This is a genomic window from Anaerocolumna sedimenticola, assembly GCF_009931695.1.
Classification (GTDB): domain Bacteria; phylum Bacillota; class Clostridia; order Lachnospirales; family Lachnospiraceae; genus Anaerocolumna; species Anaerocolumna sedimenticola.
In genome coordinates, this window is the sequence record NZ_CP048000.1 from 454292 (window position 1) to 474529 (window position 20238).

Below are 20238 nucleotides of genomic sequence, written 5' to 3' on the forward strand. Positions count from 1 at the left end.
ACCTACACTTTCTCAATTCGGTTCTTTCCCAGAAGACCGGATGGTTTTACTAAAAGAACCAGAACTAATACACCAAATACAATTGCGTCGGCAAGTTCGGTGGAAATATATGCTTTGGATACACTTTCAATGATTCCAAGTAACATACCGCCAAGCATAGCACCAGGTACGCTTCCGATACCACCCAAAACAGCAGCGACAAAGGCTTTGATTCCCGGCAAAGCTCCCAAAGTAGGTTTGATGGATTGATATTGACACACAAACATAATTCCGGCAACTGCCGCCAGCGCAGAACCTATTGCAAAGGTCATGGATATGGTTTTATTTACATTAACACCCATTAATTCTGCTGCTGCCCTGTCTTCCGATACAGCCCGCATGGCACTGCCCGCTTTTGTTTTCGTTATAAATAGGGTTAAGGCAACCATACAAATTAAGGTTACAGCTAAGGTCACTATGGTTACACCGGAAATAGTAACCCCACCTATTTTAACAGATTTTAACTTAATAATAGATTCAAATGTTATGGGATTTGCATTAAATATTAATAATGCAATACTTTGCAATAAAAAGCTCATACCGATAGCAGTAATTAATACGGCAAGAGCCGGAGCTTTTCTAAGCGGCTTATATGCCACCTTTTCTATTATAATTCCCAGTACTGCACAAACTACTATTGTTAACAGGACTGCCGGTATTACCGGTATATTTAATCCTGCTGTTGCTACGTATAATGTATATGCCCCCACCATAATGATATCTCCATGGGCAAAATTAATCATTTTAGCAATACCGTATACCATGGTATACCCTAAAGCAATTAATGCATATATACTTCCGGAACGTAATCCGTTTATTAATTGTTCTATTATGCTTTCCATTAAATATCACCTCTTTCTTCTTTTTCATCTAAGATTCTTCGCTAAACTCAGAACATCCTCTTCCCAGTACACATTATTTGCTCTGCGCCAAGCGAAGAAGCTCAGATTTTATACATGTAAAACCTGTATGAATCACAAGAACAAAAGGAAGTCTTGGTGATAACAGTATAAAATATACATTATCCATCATAAAATTTCCTTTTGTTCTTTTGCAAATTCTGGATTTCCAGTAAAATAGATTTATTGAATTTAAATTAACTAAGAAGTTTAAAGGCAAACTTCCGATCAGTAATATTATTAGTAAATTTTCTTCATTTGTCAACTAATTATTCAAATTTCAATTCGTAGATAACTGTTATTTTGTTAATGAAGTATATTCACCATTTACGATTTTAACGAATTTAACACCTTTATTTGGTTCACCGTCGGCAGTGAATGTAACATCACCGGTAAGTCCGCTTACCTGGATTTCTGTCATGGCTTTAATTAAATCTTCGCTCTTTGTAGAACCTGCTTTTTCCAGAGCTGCTTTAATTACATATACAGAGTCATAACCGTCTGCTGCAAACTGGTCCGGAACAGCATCGTATTTTTCTTTATATGCAGTAGTAAAAGCCTGAATCTTAGGATCCGTATCTGTTGCGTAGAAAGGACTTAAGAAAGTAGCTCCCTCTAATACCTTAGGATCTACAACTTTAGCTAATACACCATCCCAACCGTCTGATCCGATAAAAGGAAGATTCATACCAAGTTCTGCTGCCTGGGTTGTAATATATGCAGCATCCTGATAATAAGCAGGAACAAAGATAATCTGAGCATCGGTTCCCTTAATTGTGGTTAACTGAGTTGTAAAATCTACCGCATCCTTTTCGAAAGCTTCACTGGCAACAATTTCGCCTCCGTCTTTCGCTACCTGATCTGCAAATGCCTTCATAACACCGGTACTGTATTCATCCGAATTATTATAAATAACTGCTATTTTAGTTAACCCTAAATCTTTAACCGCATAGTCAGCCATGGTAACACCCTGAACCGGATCGGTAAAACATAAACGGTATGCATTGTCATAAGCTGTTAAATCCTGGGCAGAACCGGATGGAGTAATCTGGAAGATACCATCGGCGTTCGTCTGTTCCGCTATAGCAAGACCTGCGCCGCTGGTAACGGTACCAAGTAATGCCTGGATACCTTTATCCATTAAACTGTTATAAGCTGACATTGCAGTATCACCTGAAGCTTCATCATCAGCAAAATCAAGTTTTAACTGTAAACTGGAATCTCCAACTTTAACCCCTCCTGCCTTATTAATTTCTTCAATCGCCACTTCGGCACCCTGTTTAACTGATACACCATAAGATGCCGCCTGTCCGGTTAACGGTCCAAGCCCACCGATAAGAAATTCTGTGGAACTTCCTGTTTCTTTCTTTCCGCAGCCTGCTAAAGAACCTACGGCCATAGCACTGATAAGGCCTAAACATAAAACTTTTTTCATCGTTTTTTTCATAAAGTTTCCTCCCTTTAATATATTATTAGATAATGATTTCATTTACATCGTTCACCGCTTTGAACTTATCTCTTAGTAATGCGTTAAAGTATCAGGGTACAGAACCATGTCAATTCTTTCATTAACTAAAGAATCGTGTTTAGATAGAAAAGAAGGCGTTCCAATAGAGTATTAGTGAACGCCTTTATTCTGCATATATATTACTATTGTAACAGATATTTGTCAACTGCTAATTTAGCAGTAAATTAATGGGTATCACGGGTTTATTAACCGAATATCCATATCTTTCATGCAGATCTCCCGAGGGGTATCCCTCCCTCGTTTAATTGTCGTGGTTTATTAGTTCGCCTCCGCATTTATCACAAAAATCCAGTCCGACCAGGGTAATTCCTCCGCAGTCGGGACATATCATCTTTTCAGGTAATATTTCCTTCTCTACGATTTCATACTCCTGCTCTTCCTTAACCTTTTCCGGTTCCGGATTACTTGTCTCTTCCCTAACCGTATTGTTTTGGCTTCCCTTTTCCGGTGATTTCCTTTTCCATTTTTTAAATAGGAACATAACAATCCTCACATTTTTCTTCCGGGTAATAAGTATTTTATATATAAGTACATAAAGAAACTAAATTATGTTATCCTCACTTCGGTATTTGTTCATTAGTTTTTTAAATATTTCTCCATTGGAGGGTGGTGTATAGGTTATTGCATTCGCACCTGCCTCTATAGTATTAACAATACTATCCTCTGTAGGTCCTCCGGTAGCTATGATAGGTACTTTAGGATATTCCTTTCTGATTTGCCTTACGATATCGATTGTTTTAGCTGCTCCAGACACATTAATAATATCTGCACCAGCTTCCAATCTGCTTTTTATATCTGTTTTTTCAGATACAACAGTTATCACAATGGGAATATCTATTTTCTGCTTTAAATATGCAATGGTCTCGTTTGGTGTGGGTGCATTTAACACAACTCCAACTGCACCCTGAAATTCAGCATCTTCAGCCAGATTAAGAACCCGTACGCCGGTTGTCGTACCGCCTCCCACACCGCAGAATACCGGTACATCGGAAACATTGATGATGGAATGGGTGATAATGGGCTGGGGTGTAAACGGATATACGGCTATCACGGCATTGGCATTACAGTTACGAATAATAGCAATATCTGTTGTAAATACCAGGGACTTAATTAATTTGCCAAAAATTCGGATACCGCTTGCCTGATCGATTACCTGGGGTACCCGGACCATATGTTTCCTAAGATTTCCGTCTATCTCCGGCAAATGTTTATCTTCCATACATGCTTCCTCCCATTCGAATTATTTAAGGACCCTGCAAAGTTTTATATTGAAATTTCATTGGTTTGCAATAATATCCTCATTTTATACCCATGCATTTCGCAAGTTTACTTTCAAAACTGACAAAATAGAACGTGAAAATTGATTAATTTTTCACATTATACCTCTTAAGTATACAGAATAACCCATGACAAAACAAGCAAATTTTGTCGTTAATTTATGAATTTTTTGTTACTTTTTTACAGATTATTTATTAATTATCTTTAAAAGATAACCTGCCCTAACTTTAAATATAATTGAAGTTCAGGACAGGTTTACCGGTTATCTTTAATTATTCTGTTCTAACACGGGAATAAATGTTTTCGTTCTGGTCCCTCTCATTTCAATATACGGAACTCCCTTTTTCTCAATGTAATCCCCTGTTATGACCACTTTACCGATATTATCATCCTTAGGTATCTCATACATAATATCCAGCATAAACTCTTCTATTATAGCACGCAGCGCTCTTGCCCCTGTCTTTTTTTCCAAGGCTTTCCGGGCAATCGCTTCCAATGCTCCGTCGTCAAATTCCAGTAAAACCTCATCTAAGAGAAGAAGTTTCTGATATTGCTTTAAAATTGCATTTTTAGGTTCTTTTAAAACCTTTACTAACATATCCTGGGTCAGCCCTTCTAACGTAAATATAATAGGAAGGCGCCCGATAAATTCCGGTATCATACCGAATTCCCTGAGGTCATCTACGATAACTTTCTGTAAGATATTTGGGTCACTGTCATACTTATCTTTTAAATCAGCGGAAAAACCTATGGAGGACTGCTTATTCAATCTTGTTTTAATAATATTCTCAAGTTCAGGAAATGCACCCCCGCAGATAAATAATATATTTCTGGTATTCACTGTCGTCATAGGTACCATGGCATTTTTACTGGAAGCACCCACAGGCACTTCTATTTCGCTGCCCTCTAACAGTTTTAACATCCCCTGCTGAACTGATTCCCCGCTGACATCCCTGTTATTGGTATTTTTCTTCTTAGCAATTTTATCAATCTCATCAATGAAAATGATTCCCCGTTCAGCTTTTTCCACATCATTACCAGCCGCTGCAAGCAATTTTGATACTACACTTTCCACATCATCGCCGATATAACCGGCCTCAGTAAGGGAAGTCGCATCTGTAATGGCTAAAGGAACATTAAGAAGCCTTGCAAGAGTTTTTACCAAAAATGTTTTACCGCTTCCGGTAGGTCCAATCATTAACATATTGGATTTCTCTATTTCAATCTCATCCATTGTATTGGTAGCAACCCGTTTATAATGGTTGTAAACGGCAACGGAAATCACCTTTTTCGCATACTCCTGTCCAACAATATATTCATCCAATTGTCCTTTTATAATATGTGGTGACGGTATATTCTTGATATCCAGAATATTTTCTTCCTCTGCCTTATCCTCCGCCGGTTTTTTCTTCTTGATTTTCTGGCTTTTGGGAATCTCATTCTGAATATTATTAAGATTCATCATATTTGGGGGAATCCCATCATTTCCATATAAGGTGTCCCGCTGTTATTTATCGTATCAAATGTTTTCTGCATGCAATCTGAGCAAATACATATATTATTCGGTATACGGATCATTTTACCGACTTTACTTTCCGGCCTTCTGCAAATATAACAGACAGCTTCATAATCATCCTTATCTTTTGTTTCTTTCCCCTCAGAACTACTGTTTTTATTATCTATATCATCACGGAAAAAATCATCTGCCATTTATCTACCTCTCCTTTATCCTGTGCAAAACCTGTTAATAGTACAATTCTATATCCGAAGTGTTATAAATCCCCGGACATAGATATCATTATATCGTACACCGAACAGGTGTACAATAGCAGAATATTTAAATTTTTATAAACAATTATAATAGAAAATATAAAATATTTTAAATCATAGTAATTCATTTTAACACAAATAAAGTCATATTTCACTATAAAATGTAAATTTTTTGAAACACTTCTTTACTTTGGTGAAAATAAAATATGACCGGGGAATGCTATTTCCGTAAAGCATCATAATTTCTCTACGTTAAAGCAATCCCCGGTTATTTTAACCTCGCTGGCTAATTTATTCATTAACCGGAAGAAACATGCTTTGCGAGTTTCTCCGGTTCGCGTGCGCGTGCGAATTATTGCAAGCAAGCTTGCTAATTCTCACTTTGCTTTCGCGTAAATAAAAGAATTAATTGTCTTTCGATTCCGGATTTTTCCCAAGATTCACTGTAATCTGCTTTTCTTCAAATTTGCCATTGGTACTTCTCATAACCGTAACTTTTATATCCGTACCCACTCTATAGGAAGTAACTTTCTCTCTTAATTGGGTACCCGCTGTTATCTCCGTGTCATTAACTTTCGTGATAATATCTCCGGCAATAATACCTGCTTTTTCAGCACTTCCGCCTTCTACAGTAGATTTTACATATACGCCTACCGGCCAGTTGTACGTTTTAGCAATGTCTTCTGTTACATCTTCGATATATACACCAAGATATCCTTTTTCAGCATCTTTTAATATTTCACGGTTCATTAATTCATTTATAATAGGTAATGCTCTTGAAATCGGAATGGCAAATCCCATACCCTCTACTTCATTGGATGCATATTTAACTGTGTTTATACCAATTACTTCACCATTAAGGTTTAAGAGAGCACCGCCGCTGTTACCTGGATTTATCGCCGCATCTGTCTGCAATAATACCATAGTCTTGTCTTCTAATTCTACTTTACGGTCTTTCGCACTGATATATCCTACAGTTGTAGATTGTCCGTATCCTAATGCATTACCGATTGCTATCGCCATTTCACCTACTTTGGCGGATTTTGAATCACCTAATTTAGCTACTTTAATGGCAGAAAGAGTGGCATCCTTAATTGTACTAAGATCTATAGAGATAACTGCAAGGTCTGCTACCGCATCAGTCCCCTTTATAATCGCAGTTGCTTCGGATCCGTCGATAAATTTTACTTTAATCGGATCCGCTCCTTCCACGACATGATTATTTGTTGCTATTAATAATTCCTTGTCATTTTTACCAACGATAATGCCGGAACCTCCGCCCTCGTTTTGCTGGTCAAACTGTTGACCAAACCAGTCATAGGATTCTGTGTAGGTAGTGGTAATCGTTACAATGGATGGCATTGTGGCATCTACTACATCAGTAACATCGGTTTTTTGCTGGATTCCTTCCTGGGATACCGTAGTTGCTGCTATTTTTTATGTTCTGAATCTGATAAATTTAATTGAAAACCACCGAAAGCTCCCTTATCCCCGTCAACCCGAATAGAAATAGGAGCCGCATTCGGATTCATTCCATAATAAGCCAGATTAAAACCAATAAAGCTAGCTCCTGCAACAACACCAAAAACCGCTGCTCCTAACACAAATTTAACTGCCTTCTTAAATACATTAGGTTTTTTTGTTTTATTTTTGTTTATATTCTCATCCGGCATATCAAATACATGACTTTGTTCATTATTGTTATAAGAATATGAAAATTGTTCCTTTTGATCTGCTGAACCTGATTGATTTAGGTTCGATGCAGCAATCTGTTCTGCCCAGAAACTATAAGGTGCAGAGGTATTATTTTGACTTTCTGTACTTGTAGACTTTTCAGTAAGATCACTGGTACCATTTTGGTTTAAGTCACCAGTATTGCTTTGATTTAAGCTGCTTGTACTGTTAACAGAACCATCATATCCTGAGTCGGTTTGACTTATTTGATCACTCTGAGTATCGGGATTGTATGGATTATTTTGGTTATTTAAAAAATCATCTGACATATAAAAACTCCTTCCTTTCTTAAGGTACCCGTACGAGCCGTTACTTCTATTAATAGTACCTAATTTCATATATCAAGAAATAAATTTAATTTCTAATTTTATGGTTTTATTTTATCAGTACTTTGTGTAAAGATTGTGAAAATACATGAAAAAATTTGTGTTTTCTATTTCTAATTCTTAAGATTCCTACATCAAATATTAAGAATTTTATATATTGTGGATTGACTTTGAATCATGTATTATATTAGTGATGCTTTGTGACAATACTCTAAAATATACACAGATTTAAGAATGCCTTTCTATCGGCTATGGTGAGAATTATGATAAAAGATAATCAAAAGACATTTAATAGAATTCATGTAGTAATCGATGGCTGTTTGCTGGCGTTATCCTACGTCGTGTCCTATTACCTTAGATTTTACAGCCCGCTGCGTTCACTGATTAAATGGGATCCGAATGCCTGGTTTTATACTCTTCCGGAATACTCCAGAATATTATTCTTTTTGATACCGGGTTATTTAATTATTTATTATTTATGTAATTTGTATACACCAAAACGCGTACAAAGTAAACGGGTCAGTTTATGGAATATTATTAAAGCTAATTTTTTGGGTACCTTTTACTTCACCTTTATTCTTTATTTAGTAAAAGAAAGTAATTACTCCCGTTACATGATATTTATATTCTTCATTGTAAATATCATATTTGATACAGGTTTTCGTGCCATATTAGCCTATTTCCTGAAGGCAGCCCGCAAAAAGGGCTATAATTTAAAACATATTGTTTTAGTAGGTTACAGCCGTGCAGCAGAAGAATACATTGACCGTATTCTGGTAAATCCCCAATGGGGATATTACATTCATGGTATTCTGGATGATAATATGGAACGTGGAACCTTATATAAGAATATTAAAGTCATTGGATCCATTGACAATCTGATGGAAATACTTCCCCAGAACAAACTGGATGAAATAGCCATTACCCTTAGCATAGATGAATACTCAAAATTGGGACGTATCGTAGGTATCTGCGAAAAATCCGGTGTACACACCAAATTTATTCCGGATTATCAGAACTTTTTCCCCACGGTACCCTATACGGAGGACCTTGACGGTCTGCCGGTTATCAATATTCGTAATGTACCTTTAAGCAATACCTTTAACCGCGTTATCAAGCGGGCGGTTGATTTATTTGGTTGTATCTGTGCATTAATTATATTTGCCATACCAATGATTACAGTAGCTATTATAATCAAAGCGACTTCCCCTGGCCCGGTTATATTCTGCCAGGTACGGATTGGGCGGCACAATAAGGAATTTAAAATGTACAAGTTCCGTTCCATGGAAGTGCAGACGGAATCCAAAGAGAAAAAAGCCTGGACAACCTTTAACGATCCCCGTGTTACAAAGATAGGTAAACTGATTAGAAAGACCAGCATTGATGAATTACCGCAGCTGTTTAATGTTCTAAGAGGTGAAATGAGTTTGGTAGGTCCCCGTCCGGAACGACCGTTTTTCGTAGATAAGTTTAAGGAAGAAATCCCCCGTTATATGATAAAACATCAGGTGCAGCCGGGAATGACAGGCTGGGCGCAGATTAAAGGCTTCCGTGGTGATACTTCCATCCGTAAGCGAATTGAATGTGACTTATATTATATTGAAAATTGGACTTTTGCATTAGATTTCAAAATTTTGTTTCTTACTGTGTTTAATGGATTTATTAATAAAAATGCATATTAAAAACCCGGAAGAAAAATGCTTAGCGCGTTTCTTCGGTTGGCGTGCGCGTTGGAATTATTGCAAGCAAGCTTGCTAATTCTCATTTTGCTTTCGCAGAAATAATAGGGCTTGCTGCAAGAATGGGTGACAATTTTGATATAATTGTCATTATACCCTTTTGCAGCAGCCCATTCAAAATTAGAAGGGTCAGGCTAGCTTTATGAACAGGAAAAAAAAGAAAAGAAGATTAAAGAGAAAAGTACTTCTATTTATTGACTTAATGCTGCTATTAATTGTGATTGGATTTGGTTATTTCATATATATTACAGGTAAGACACAGCTGGATACCAGCGGCGATGAATCTATTGTAACTAATAGCATAGATAGTGAGGAAATCGGCGGTTACCGTAATATAGCCATTTTTGGTGTTGATTCCAGAGATAATGCTTTGGAAAAGAGTACTCACAGTGATACCATCGTAATTGCCAGTATAAACCGTAAAACAAAAGACATCAAATTAGCATCAATCTACCGTGATACTTATGCTGATATACCGGGAGAAGGTTTTGATAAAATCAATGCCGCATATTTTAAAGGCGGGTATCCTATGGCATTAAATACTATAAATACGAACTTTGACCTGGATGTAAAAGAATATCTTACCGTAAATTTTAATGCAGTCTGTAAAGTAATTGATTTATTAGGCGGAATTACTCTGGATATAACGGATGAAGAATTAAAATATGTCAACGGTTATACAAAAGAATTAAATAAGATAAACGGTACTAATGTTGGCAAGCTGGAATCAGCCGGCACCCAATTGGTTAACGGCACCCATGCAACGGCCTATGCAAGAATCCGATACACTGCCGGAGGCGATTTTAAGCGTGCCGAACGTCAAAGACTTGTTATTCAGAAAATTTTTGAAAAGGCAAAAAAGGCTGATATAATAACCATTAATTCCATTGTAAATGAAATATTTCCTCAGATTTATACCAATTTGGATTCCATGGATATGTTAGGCCTTGCTAAGGATATTCTTTCTTATAATATCGTAGATGAAACCGGTTTTCCGTTTGAGAATGTTGCAGAGTATTACAACAAAATTTCTTATGTTTTTCCGGTAGATTTAGCAGCTAATGTAACCAAACTCCACCAGTTCTTATTTGAAGACGAGGCTTACGTACCATCAAATAAAGTCCAGGAAACCAGTGCAAAGATTCTTGAAATAACCGGTAAGAAATAGTAAAAATAGTAATTAATTAGTTAGATAATAACCTATCTGTTGTAAATAATAAAAGCTCTAGATATTAAGATAATCATACGTAATAACTCCTGTAAAAGAGGGGCTGTCGCATTAAATGCGGCGCCCTTTTTCATTAGAGATGTTTATCACATTTTAGGATATCAAAATAGCGTGTGATTATTATCCAACAAAAGACACGTTCTCACTCGGTTGCCGCACATAGCGGTACATAAGGTCGTGGCAGATAAGTGATTCTGCCACAACCTAAGAACCGATGGCGGCAAACGGTCTCTTAATGGATTAATAATCACACGCTAGTCTTTTACAAATCTATGTGATAAACATTCAAGATTTCTGAGGCGCCGTCCTACTTTTTCGACAACAAAATAAATCCCTAACTTCGAAAAGTAAGGGATTTATGGTAAAATATTTGTATGCGATTACAAAATAATTTACCTAAAAATTATACTTCATTTTCAGAGCGGATATCAATTAAAACTTCCGCTAAATCTTGAATGTGTAATCTCAGAAGATGATTCCGTTCGATTACTAAGTCAGTTTGTGGAGGATATAAATTTAACTGACTTAAGGTACTTTATTTTTAACAAACACAATTCAACTCAAGATGAAATGAAAAAAAGTATTTTTAGACAAAAAGGAAGCTGCCGCCTCACGATTTTTCAATCGTTAAAGCGACAGCCCCTTTTGAAATTCATAATAGAATTATATTATATAAGATAATGTAAGCGAATAAGAATTAATATAAAAATTACTAGTTTCTAACGGTCTTGATAATCCTTTCCACTACTTTTTTCGATGCATTACCCTTCTCATATATTGTTAATTTATTAAAAAATGATTCAATGTTTTCTTTATAATTGTTATAATCAAAATTATAGATATTTGTGATCAATTCCTCTTTTGTTCTGGCTTTCAGATACGGAAGGGATTGATAATCAAAATAAAATCCTCTTTCTTTCTCATACTCCTCTACATCTGATGCATATAAAATAACGGGTTTTTTCATAAATGAAAATTCATACATAATATTAGAATAATCCGTTATTAACAGGTCACTAACTGCCATAAGTTCATAGACATCCCTGTAATGGGATGCATTAATAATTTTGCTATTGTATTTTATAAACCCGCTCTGCCCGGAAACTAAAGGATGTAGCCTAACTGCAATAATCCATTTGCCTCCGAATTTATCTTCCAAAGCTTTTAATAATGTATCAAAATCCAATTCATAAGGCTCGGTATTATTATCCCCCTCCCTATAAGTAGGGGCATAAACGGCTATTTTGGCCTCTGTGCTTACTCCAAGCCGTGTTCTGATTTCAGACAGCGATTGATTGGAAGGATTCAGCAGAATATCATTTCTTGGACTGCCGCATTCTAATATCTCACCAGTATACCAGAAGCTGTTTCGGTACATGTTAGTACAGAAACTGCTATTGGATATATAGAGATCCGTCATTGCAGAATCTCTTTTCGCGTTGGTTATATACTTAGTTCCCAGCTTATCTTCATAATCTTTTTCTATTTTTTTCAGGGCAATGCCTCCATGCCAGGTTTGAATATAATATTGCCCTCTTCTTTTTCGTATGTAATTTTCTTTCCGATTATTGTCAACCCAAGTCCTTGCTGTAGCCAGAACAAAAATTGCTTTTATGGAATTGGTCTTTAATACTGTTATCCCTTTGGGAGCGTAAGCTGTATCAGGATGATTTGCTATGAAATATATTTCAAGGCCGCTAACCCTATCCTTTTGTTTTACCAATTCCTCTGCAACATACTTAGCATTATCACCAAATCCCCATACATTACAGATTACAACCCGCTTCCTACTAATTGGAAAGAGATGGAAAATATGGAATAATACTACGATCCAGAGATATCTTATATGCTTTAATATTTCTAACACCCATTTGGGTAACATTTGTTTTATTTGGTTTCTCATATTACACCCCATGCTTTTCGCAGGTTGAAAGAAGTATCACGTGGCATCTCTTCCTATATCATATTTTCCTTCGACCTAAGCCACAACTACTTGCTCTGTCTGCTCATAATTCAAGACAATATCCCAAACTCACAGCAATCCGTTTAAAATATCACTAAATTCCTTTGCGGATTTCTGCCAGCTCAATGATTTCAGGTAATTATCCGAAGTCTCATGCATTTCTTCTAATAACTGTGGTTTCTTAATCACTTCTTTCATTTTAAGATATAAGTCTTTATAGGAAAGTGAAGTTAAGATAGCGCTGTTATCAGGGAAGAAATAAGGAAAAGTTCCATCTTCAAACTCAATTAAAGGAAGACCGGTCGCTAACATCTCATAAGGTACCAGAGATATATTACTCATGGAAGCTACCATACCAAAGTCTGATCTTTTATACAATGCGAGTAATTCCTTTTTGGATAACATACCTAAATTTTCGCCCGCATCACACCGGAAGCTTTTATCCTCGCCAAAATACAGAATGTTCAGCGTTATACCATCCTTTTTAAACTCCTCTTTCACTTGTCTTAATAAATATTGAGTTATGCAGGGCAGCCTTTTACCGTAATACTTTAAATAAACTGCAATGGTAAACTTACGTTTCTTTGCATAGGAAGCATAGTCCCTGTTACAGGACGGATATTCACGGCTTTCATAAGGAAATTCGATATAATCCACAGGAGAGATAATGTTACAGTTTTTCTCCACCATTTCTTTATTCCATGGACCTAAACTAACCATATGAAGTCCTTGCTCATATGTTTTTTTAGCCATTAAAAACAGTTCTCCAAAGGAATAAAAATATGGTTCATAATCCTGTAGAAAGTACATTTTATAACCTTTCATTTTTTTTGCAAAGGCTACCGTATCCCAGGAACTGGCAATCACAATATCAGAATTTAACTTGTCCAAATACTTATTTGTGTACATTTCCCCCTGGTAATTACTCAGGTTACAGCTTGCACACTCCTGCATATCTGCTTTTGTCTGTGTCTTGTAAACTATATATCCTACCTGATACCCTAATTTAGATAATTCGGTTCCCAATCTTAAAATAGAGGTCTGACCCCCATTATATTTTGCCATACGTTCAATTACAAAAGTGATTTTTTGAATTTGAGCCGGTTTATCATTGCTAATAATTACAGGATCATAATTAGCAAGCCTGGAATTAACCTGTCTTTTTTCCACTGTTGCCTGAAGACTGTGGTAAATACCTTTCGCTTTGATTTTTAATATGCTTTTCCATTTATTGATCATATCAGTATTACCTTTCTTGAATTTGTCTTACTCTCAGGACTTTGCATAAATATCCTGTATCAGTTTCACCACTTTTTCAGAGGTTTTACCGTTATCGGCGTGATTATATTTATTATGAAAAGCTTCGTATTTTATTGCATAATCTTCTGATTGATAATTTAATATTGAATTAATTAACTCTTTTGTAGTTCGGGTTATCGGCCCAGGTGCTTCAGCCAGGAAATCAAAATAAAAACCTCTTAGGTTATTTTTATATTCCTCTAGATCATAAGCAAAGAAAAACATTGGTCTCTTTAAAATACTGTAATCAAACATAACGGAGGAATAATCGGTTATAAGCATATCAGAAACCAGATACAGTTCCGCAATATCTTCACACATATCAAACTTATAAATAAAGTCCTTATATTTAGACCAATCTAAGTTTTCTTTTACGAGATAATGATATTTTACGATACATATATAATCTTTTCCCAACTTTTCTCTGAATAAGTCAAAATCCAAAACCTGGTTAAATTTATAAGCACCTTTGTCATAATACTCATTATCTCTCCAAGTAGGCGCATACAAAATAACTTTTTTATCAAGGGGCAGCCCCATTTTTTTCTTTAATTGAATGATATTTTCTTTATTATTACCATAAAATAATATATCATTTCTTGGATAGCCAATTTCCAGCATTGTCTTATCAAAGGCGAAAGCTCTCTTGAATATTTCCGTAGAATACCTGTTTTGTGATATTAAATAATCCCAGGTTCTAGTATTTTTACAGAAGTTTTCATGGTATTTTTCAATATCTGTTTCTCCGGCCATATTGACGGAATCCATATCAAGTGCTAATTTTTTTAATGGTGTTCCATGCCAGGTCTGTATAAAATGAACACCTTTCCGCTTAATTATATAATTAGGCTGTCTGCAGTCACTCACCCAGATTCCAGCAACACCCATAATAAAGAAATATCTCGTCCTTGTTCTCTTTATTTTTTTAGCATTACCAGGAATATCCGTATTTATATCATCTAACATAAAATAACAACGATATTTTTTGTCTAATCCCTTACGTACCATTTCTTCATAGATACTTTTCGGATTACCGGTATAATTTCGTCCCATATTACTTTCAAAAACAATCATATTTTTTTGAACTGGAATTATCTTGGTTTCTATTTTATATGCTTGGATTACAATTTTTTTAGCTGCTCTTTTTACTATCTTAAAGGCTTTTTTCAATTTTTTCTTAACTGTCTTAATAACCTTCTTTTTTATTTGTCCCGGTGATGGAATGTCCATGTAAGTTTCTCCTACTTATTTTTTGCCTAAGTGAAGGTCATTTTTAATTTTTGTAGTTGAGATTCCCTCTGTTCTAGGCAGATAGACAACCTCGCAGTAGTCTTTAAGGAAATCAAATTCGCCTTTCCAATCATCTCCCATAACGAAAACATCAACATTGTTATCAACAACATCCTTTATTTTTTGTTCCCAGGTATATTCCGGAAGAACTTCATCTACATATTTAATCGCTTCCAGAATAACCTTTCTATCTTCATATGAGTGATAAGCGGTTTTGTGCTTTATCGCGTTAAACTCATCAGAAGATAAAACAACAATTAAATAATCTCCTAATTCTTTAGCCCTTCTTAATAAATTAATATGTCCAACATGAATCAAATCATAAGTTCCATAAGTAATAACTTTTTTCATAATTTGCATTACCTTTCTTCTTGTATTTATTTTAGGTAATTGCGAAACTATATAGTTTTTTGAATATACCACAATTAATACGAACTTCATAGCTTCAGTTGCCCTCTGGGCAAGATTCAGCTCTAAAATTGTATTAATTGCATGGTATATAGATACAATAGTGGAGTTTCGCAATTGCTTATATATTTATTTTTAAATTTTATAGATATATAAGTTTTGTCTAATTGTATAAAATATATATTTTGCATTTTATTTGACCAATATCAAATATAATTTATATAATATTAAAAAATGTCCAAACAACAGAAAACAGAGGACACAACAAGTTCGTATACTTGCTCGTGTTGTATCCTCCATTTGCTAAGCCTCATTCTTAAATCTATAATCTTGAAGTTTTTATTTTTTTAATCTGTTAACAGAACTAAACACTGCCCTGATCGAAGCTCTGGTTATATTGGAACTTACGCCAACACCAAAAACTGCTTTGCCGGTTTCTATATCCAATATATGAACATAAGCAGCTGCTTGTGCATTAGAACCTTCACCAAGGGCATGCTCGGAATAATCCAAAACTTTAATTTGTATTCCCAATTCTTTCTGAAGACCTCTCTGTACCGCATCAATAGGACCATTACCGGTTGCTTCATATGTTTTTTCCACACCATGATCTGTATAGGTGACAACGGCTAATGTATCAAAGGATTCATCTCCTGAAGAGTCTTTATCGGATAAATCTTCGATTTTACACTTTTTAAAATGAAGAGGTTCTTTCATATCCAGATAATTCTTCTTGAATTCCTGCATAATCTGCTCAGGTGCAACCTCGCCGCTTTTTTCGGAAATTGATTGGATTACATTGGCAAACTCTTTATGCATTCCTTTCGGCAGTTTAAATCCATAATTGGTTTCCATGATAAAGGCTACTCCACCCTTACCGGACTGGCTGTTAATACGGACAATCGGTTCATATTTTCTGCCAATGTCGGATGGATCAATCGGAAGATAAGGTACTGACCATATCTTGCTCTTTCTTTCATTCATTGCCTTAACGCCTTTATTAATAGCATCCTGATGAGAACCTGAAAATGCTGTAAAGACTAACTTGCCTGCGTAAGGGTGCCGTACGTGTACCGGTATCTTGCAGCAGCGCTCATATATTTCTATAATTTCATTAATATTATCTAAATCTAATTGAGGATTAATACCTTGTGAAAACATATTATAGGCTATGGTTAATATGTCTACATTACCGGTTCTTTCACCGTTACCGAATAAAGTTCCCTCTATACGGTCAGCACCTGCAAGTAAGGCTAATTCACTGCCGGCCACACCGGTTCCTCTGTCATTGTGAGGATGTACACTTAATATAATGCTGTCTCTATTTTTAAAATGAGTATTCATCCATTCAATCTGGTCTGCATATACATTGGGAGTATTCATCTCTACTGTCGCAGGCAGATTAATAATAATCTTATTTTCAGGGGTTGGTTCCCATACATCAGAAACGGCGGTACATATATCCAATGCAAAGTCAAGTTCCGTTCCCGTAAAACTTTCCGGTGAATATTCTAAAATGATTTTCCCTGGAAAATCTTTGGCATATTCTTTCACCAGCTTAGTTCCCTCTACTGCAATCTTTTTAATTTCTTCTCTATCCATTCCAAATACAACATCTCTCTGAAGAGTGGAAGTGGAATTGTAGATATGAACGATTGCGGTTTTAACGCCTTTTAAAGCTTCAAATGTTCTTTTTAATAAATGTTCACGGCACTGTACTAATACCTGTACAACCACATCATCAGGAATTAATTTTCTGTCCACTAACTGTCTTAAAAAGTCATATTCAATCTGAGATGCAGAAGGAAAACCAACTTCGATTTCCTTAAAACCTAATTTAACCAGCATATTAAAAAATTCAACCTTTTCTTCCACTACCATAGGTTCAATTAATGCCTGATTACCATCTCTTAAATCTACACTGCACCAGATTGGTGCTTTTTCTATCTGCTTATTCGGCCATTTTCTTTGCGGGAAATTTACTACGGGTACTCTTTGATATCTACTAAAATTTAACATGATATGTCCTCCTTGTGTTTAAACTGGTTGGTTGCAACATATAAATGACATCTGCCTGTTTAAACAGACATCTGTACTTACCAATTGGTATTGTTTATATGCTACGGAGTCGATATATCACGCTGTATTTTTTTACAATAAATAACTTGGCATTGTCTATTCTAGCCCCATCCTTATCATTCCTTTGCTATTTTTAATTATGTGTTTTTCATTATATCATTGAAAATCTAATATTACAACACTTATTTTCTATTACTCAGTCTGTGATTTCCTCTCCCAGACCGGATTCAACGGCTTTTATAAGGGTAGACAAGGCTTCCTTTTCATCCTCACCTTCACAGATAAGCTCAATTTCATCTCCGGTTTTAATGCATGCACCTAATACTCCTAAGACACTTTTAGCATTGGCAGTCGTATCTTTGAATTTGATATTTATCCTGGAATGAAACTCTATGGCTGTTTTGCATAGTATTCCAGCCGGCCGTAAATGTAATCCGGTAGGATTTTTTATAACAACCTTACCACTTACCATTCTTCTACCTCCTATAAACCGCCTTTGGTTATTTGTATGTATTCAATCCACTAAACCGTCTTCTATTTACTAACCGGCTGCTTCAGTTATAGTTACTCTGACGCTGGTATTCGAAATAGTTAAACCGCTGTCCGGCGGACTGAACTCTAAATTGAATAGCTTCGTTCCAATTTCCGTATCTGCTAAATCAATATATGGTTTTAGATTATATTTATTAATATTGGAAAGTATATCTTCTTCGCCCATAACCTCTACCTGTATGGCATTAGTTTCATTTAAAACCGCCGCCAGACCAACAGGTAAATTCCTAAATTCTATTTCATTACTATTATAACTGATATCTATGCTTTTTAACTTTTCAACTTTTACATTAATAACGGCTGTCTTATTTTCATCTATTAAAATTACATCATTTTTAATAAAATCTGCAATATTTACTTCATCTTCAATATCTGTCCTTTGATTATCGATATTGTATTCACCCATTATATACTGTACTTTATCCAGTTCACTCTGTTCCCCTGCTATCACTACCTGCCTGGGTTCAAAATCAGGTTTTCCGTATTTATATCCCGGGTATGGAGTTCCTTTTAAATCAATAAACAGATTGACCGTTTTCGTTTTAAGAAGATCAACCGATACATCCACTGCCTCATAACTTAATTTCATTTTACCAGAGTCCATCAAGGTCCCGTTTTTATCATAAACTTTAGGAACTACTCCTGTTTTCTTAAAGGATTCTCTGGCACTTCCTACATTTACTTCCACAACCACATCTTTAATCTTGTTAATTACAGATTCCGCTCCGGAAACCTGTATAATGTTAGGACTGGCAGTTTTCTCTTTGATATAATATCCTTCTGAAACATCACCGGTTGTAACGACATCAATTCTGAATTGTTTCGTTTCAAGATTTTCCAGACTGACCTGCATGGTATAATTTTCTTTTATGATCTCTACACTGTCGCCGTATTTTGGTATGGTAACATCAATAGGAACAGCATTCACTATTGATAATTCCGAGAGGTCTGCAACCGCCTGAAAATCAGATTCTTTTAAAGATTCAATAATGGATCGTTTTCCTTTCACCTTAACATCTACGGTATCACCGGAAATCACATCATATACTTTATCTTTTTGGGCTAAAGCATTTTCATTAATCTTCGTTACGGGTATATCATAAAAGGAGTCTGTGGTAACCGGATCATCAACATTTAAGATAACAACCCAAACCAGGAATGCCATAAGCAGGGATAGAATTTTAAGACCTAAGTTTCTAGTTAATCTTTTTTTCATTCTTAACTCTTCCCTTCCATAGTTTAATTTTCTTAACATCGGTTACTTTATTCTGCAGGGAATTAATTTTATTACGTAAATAATCTCCATCTACGTTTCGGATTAAAGTACCGCCGGTGGCTATGGATACCTTACCGGTTTCCTCCGAAACGATTATGGTTAAACTGTCACTTACTTCACTGACGCCAATACCGGCCCTGTGCCTTGTTCCTAAATCCTTACTTAAATGCATATTATCAGATAGAGGCAAATAGCAGGTAGCCGCCACAATACGATTTCCCCTGATGATCACTGCACCGTCATGCAAAGGAGTATTATGTTCAAAAATATTAATTAATAATTGACTGCTTACCAGGGAATCAATTGCAATTCCTGTTTTTTCAAACTCAATTAATGGAATATCCTTTTCAATTACAATTAAGGCACCTGTTTTCGTTTTAGCCAGTTCAAATGAAGCTTTTACGATACCTGCCACTGTCTGATCAGAGAATCTCTCACTTCTGTCTTTTGAATCATTGAAGTTAAACAGAGGTGTTACTAAATTATTCTGTCCTAACTGTTCCAATGCTTTTCTAAATTCCGGCTGAAAAACGATAATAACAGCAATAATACCAACATTAATACTTTTAAAAAAGATCCATAGAATTACATTTAGGTCAAGTACGGAGGCAATAAGCCATAAAATCAGTAACACAATCAGGCCTTTCACTAAAATCCAAGCCCTCGTCTGTTTTACCCAGGTAATTACATTATATATTGCAAAAGCAATAATAAGAATTTCAAAAATATCAGTGATTCCTATTCTGGGAAGTGACAACCACGCTACATAATCTTGAAAAAAACTTATAATCGTCTCCATAATAACCCACCTGCTTTACAAATTATTAGTA

General features: G+C 35.6%; 16 protein-coding genes and 2 pseudogenes. 3 read left to right on the forward strand and 15 right to left on the reverse strand.

Annotated features, from left to right (window positions below; all coding sequences use genetic code 11):
• Positions 1 to 2 precede the first annotated feature (2 nt).
• From Ana3638_RS01885 to Ana3638_RS01915, 7 genes and pseudogenes are all read right to left on the reverse strand, one after another.
• Entirely contained in the window at positions 3 to 881 is an 879-nt protein-coding gene (locus tag Ana3638_RS01885) for a branched-chain amino acid ABC transporter permease (RefSeq protein WP_161836520.1), read from the reverse strand.
• Between the two features lie 355 nt (positions 882 to 1236).
• Positions 1237 to 2385: an ABC transporter substrate-binding protein gene (locus Ana3638_RS01890; RefSeq protein ID WP_246240706.1), complete on the reverse strand. Its 1149-nt coding sequence runs from the start codon at positions 2383 to 2385 to the stop codon at positions 1237 to 1239.
• Positions 2386 to 2707: 322 nt separating this feature from the next.
• A complete protein-coding gene (locus Ana3638_RS01895) occupies positions 2708 to 2947 on the reverse strand; it encodes a hypothetical protein (protein ID WP_161836522.1) in 240 nt (79 codons plus the stop codon).
• Positions 2948 to 3007: 60 nt separating this feature from the next.
• Positions 3008 to 3685, reverse strand: a complete 678-nt coding sequence (locus tag Ana3638_RS01900; protein ID WP_161836524.1) for a hydrolase — start codon at positions 3683 to 3685, stop codon at positions 3008 to 3010.
• A 327-nt stretch (positions 3686 to 4012) separates the two neighbouring features.
• Positions 4013 to 5454: pseudogene (gene clpX, locus Ana3638_RS01905) on the reverse strand (ATP-dependent Clp protease ATP-binding subunit ClpX).
• Between the two features lie 465 nt (positions 5455 to 5919).
• Positions 5920 to 6876 (reverse strand): S1C family serine protease, encoded by a 957-nt coding sequence (locus tag Ana3638_RS01910; protein ID WP_161836526.1) that lies wholly within the window; start codon positions 6874 to 6876, stop codon positions 5920 to 5922.
• Positions 6877 to 6944: 68 nt separating this feature from the next.
• The gene (locus tag Ana3638_RS01915) at positions 6945 to 7517 is read right to left on the reverse strand and encodes a hypothetical protein (protein WP_161836528.1); all 573 of its coding nucleotides are present in this window, start codon (positions 7515 to 7517) and stop codon (positions 6945 to 6947) included.
• Positions 7518 to 7837: 320 nt separating this feature from the next.
• Between Ana3638_RS01915 and Ana3638_RS01920 the strand changes: the two genes are divergently transcribed.
• The 3 genes and pseudogenes from Ana3638_RS01920 to Ana3638_RS27220 form a co-directional block, all read left to right on the forward strand.
• Positions 7838 to 9256, forward strand: a complete 1419-nt coding sequence (locus tag Ana3638_RS01920) for an undecaprenyl-phosphate glucose phosphotransferase (RefSeq protein ID WP_161836530.1) — start codon at positions 7838 to 7840, stop codon at positions 9254 to 9256.
• A 199-nt stretch (positions 9257 to 9455) separates the two neighbouring features.
• Complete coding sequence (locus tag Ana3638_RS01925) at positions 9456 to 10481, forward strand: LCP family protein (RefSeq protein WP_161836532.1); 1026 nt, start codon at positions 9456 to 9458, stop codon at positions 10479 to 10481.
• Between the two features lie 434 nt (positions 10482 to 10915).
• Positions 10916 to 11099: pseudogene (locus Ana3638_RS27220) on the forward strand (IS5/IS1182 family transposase); the annotation flags it as partial.
• 154 nt (positions 11100 to 11253) lie between these two features.
• On the opposite strand, the gene Ana3638_RS01930 reads toward Ana3638_RS27220, so the two are convergent.
• The 8 genes from Ana3638_RS01930 to cdaA all read right to left on the reverse strand — a co-directional run bounded on the left by Ana3638_RS01930 (position 11254) and on the right by cdaA (position 20207).
• Entirely contained in the window at positions 11254 to 12444 is a 1191-nt protein-coding gene (locus tag Ana3638_RS01930; protein WP_161836534.1) for a CDP-glycerol glycerophosphotransferase family protein, read from the reverse strand.
• Positions 12445 to 12573: 129 nt separating this feature from the next.
• Positions 12574 to 13743, reverse strand: a complete 1170-nt coding sequence (locus Ana3638_RS01935) for a glycosyltransferase family protein (protein ID WP_246240709.1) — start codon at positions 13741 to 13743, stop codon at positions 12574 to 12576.
• A gap of 33 nt (positions 13744 to 13776) precedes the next feature.
• The gene (locus Ana3638_RS01940; RefSeq protein WP_161836536.1) at positions 13777 to 15033 is read right to left on the reverse strand and encodes a CDP-glycerol glycerophosphotransferase family protein; all 1257 of its coding nucleotides are present in this window, start codon (positions 15031 to 15033) and stop codon (positions 13777 to 13779) included.
• Between the two features lie 15 nt (positions 15034 to 15048).
• Positions 15049 to 15444, reverse strand: a complete 396-nt coding sequence (gene tagD, locus Ana3638_RS01945; protein WP_161836538.1) for a glycerol-3-phosphate cytidylyltransferase — start codon at positions 15442 to 15444, stop codon at positions 15049 to 15051.
• Positions 15445 to 15840: 396 nt separating this feature from the next.
• Positions 15841 to 17520 carry a 2-isopropylmalate synthase gene (gene leuA, locus Ana3638_RS01950; RefSeq protein WP_161836540.1) on the reverse strand — a complete coding sequence of 560 codons (1680 nt, stop codon included), beginning with the start codon at positions 17518 to 17520 and terminating at the stop codon, positions 15841 to 15843.
• A gap of 256 nt (positions 17521 to 17776) precedes the next feature.
• Positions 17777 to 18052 carry an HPr family phosphocarrier protein gene (locus Ana3638_RS01955; RefSeq protein ID WP_161836542.1) on the reverse strand — a complete coding sequence of 92 codons (276 nt, stop codon included), beginning with the start codon at positions 18050 to 18052 and terminating at the stop codon, positions 17777 to 17779.
• Between the two features lie 69 nt (positions 18053 to 18121).
• Positions 18122 to 19348, reverse strand: a complete 1227-nt coding sequence (locus Ana3638_RS01960; RefSeq protein ID WP_161836544.1) for a CdaR family protein — start codon at positions 19346 to 19348, stop codon at positions 18122 to 18124.
• Complete coding sequence (cdaA, locus tag Ana3638_RS01965; protein WP_161836546.1) at positions 19329 to 20207, reverse strand: diadenylate cyclase CdaA; 879 nt, start codon at positions 20205 to 20207, stop codon at positions 19329 to 19331. Before cdaA ends, Ana3638_RS01960 begins: the two co-directional genes overlap by 20 nt.
• Positions 20208 to 20238 lie beyond the last annotated feature (31 nt).

Coding starts and splice junctions, on each gene's coding strand:
- Ana3638_RS01885 (WP_161836520.1), bottom strand. CDS start 881: ATGGAAAGCATAATAGAACAATTAATAAACGGATTACGTTCCGGAAGT.
- Ana3638_RS01890 (WP_246240706.1), bottom strand. CDS start 2,385: ATGAAAAAAACGATGAAAAAAGTTTTATGTTTAGGCCTTATCAGTGCT.
- Ana3638_RS01895 (WP_161836522.1), bottom strand. CDS start 2,947: ATGTTCCTATTTAAAAAATGGAAAAGGAAATCACCGGAAAAGGGAAGC.
- Ana3638_RS01900 (WP_161836524.1), bottom strand. CDS start 3,685: ATGGAAGATAAACATTTGCCGGAGATAGACGGAAATCTTAGGAAACAT.
- Ana3638_RS01910 (WP_161836526.1), bottom strand. CDS start 6,876: ATGCCATCCATTGTAACGATTACCACTACCTACACAGAATCCTATGAC.
- Ana3638_RS01915 (WP_161836528.1), bottom strand. CDS start 7,517: ATGTCAGATGATTTTTTAAATAACCAAAATAATCCATACAATCCCGAT.
- Ana3638_RS01920 (WP_161836530.1), top strand. CDS start 7,838: ATGATAAAAGATAATCAAAAGACATTTAATAGAATTCATGTAGTAATC.
- Ana3638_RS01925 (WP_161836532.1), top strand. CDS start 9,456: ATGAACAGGAAAAAAAAGAAAAGAAGATTAAAGAGAAAAGTACTTCTA.
- Ana3638_RS01930 (WP_161836534.1), bottom strand. CDS start 12,444: ATGAGAAACCAAATAAAACAAATGTTACCCAAATGGGTGTTAGAAATA.
- Ana3638_RS01935 (WP_246240709.1), bottom strand. CDS start 13,743: ATGATCAATAAATGGAAAAGCATATTAAAAATCAAAGCGAAAGGTATT.
- Ana3638_RS01940 (WP_161836536.1), bottom strand. CDS start 15,033: ATGGACATTCCATCACCGGGACAAATAAAAAAGAAGGTTATTAAGACA.
- tagD (WP_161836538.1), bottom strand. CDS start 15,444: ATGAAAAAAGTTATTACTTATGGAACTTATGATTTGATTCATGTTGGA.
- leuA (WP_161836540.1), bottom strand. CDS start 17,520: ATGTTAAATTTTAGTAGATATCAAAGAGTACCCGTAGTAAATTTCCCG.
- Ana3638_RS01955 (WP_161836542.1), bottom strand. CDS start 18,052: ATGGTAAGTGGTAAGGTTGTTATAAAAAATCCTACCGGATTACATTTA.
- Ana3638_RS01960 (WP_161836544.1), bottom strand. CDS start 19,348: ATGAAAAAAAGATTAACTAGAAACTTAGGTCTTAAAATTCTATCCCTG.
- cdaA (WP_161836546.1), bottom strand. CDS start 20,207: ATGGAGACGATTATAAGTTTTTTTCAAGATTATGTAGCGTGGTTGTCA.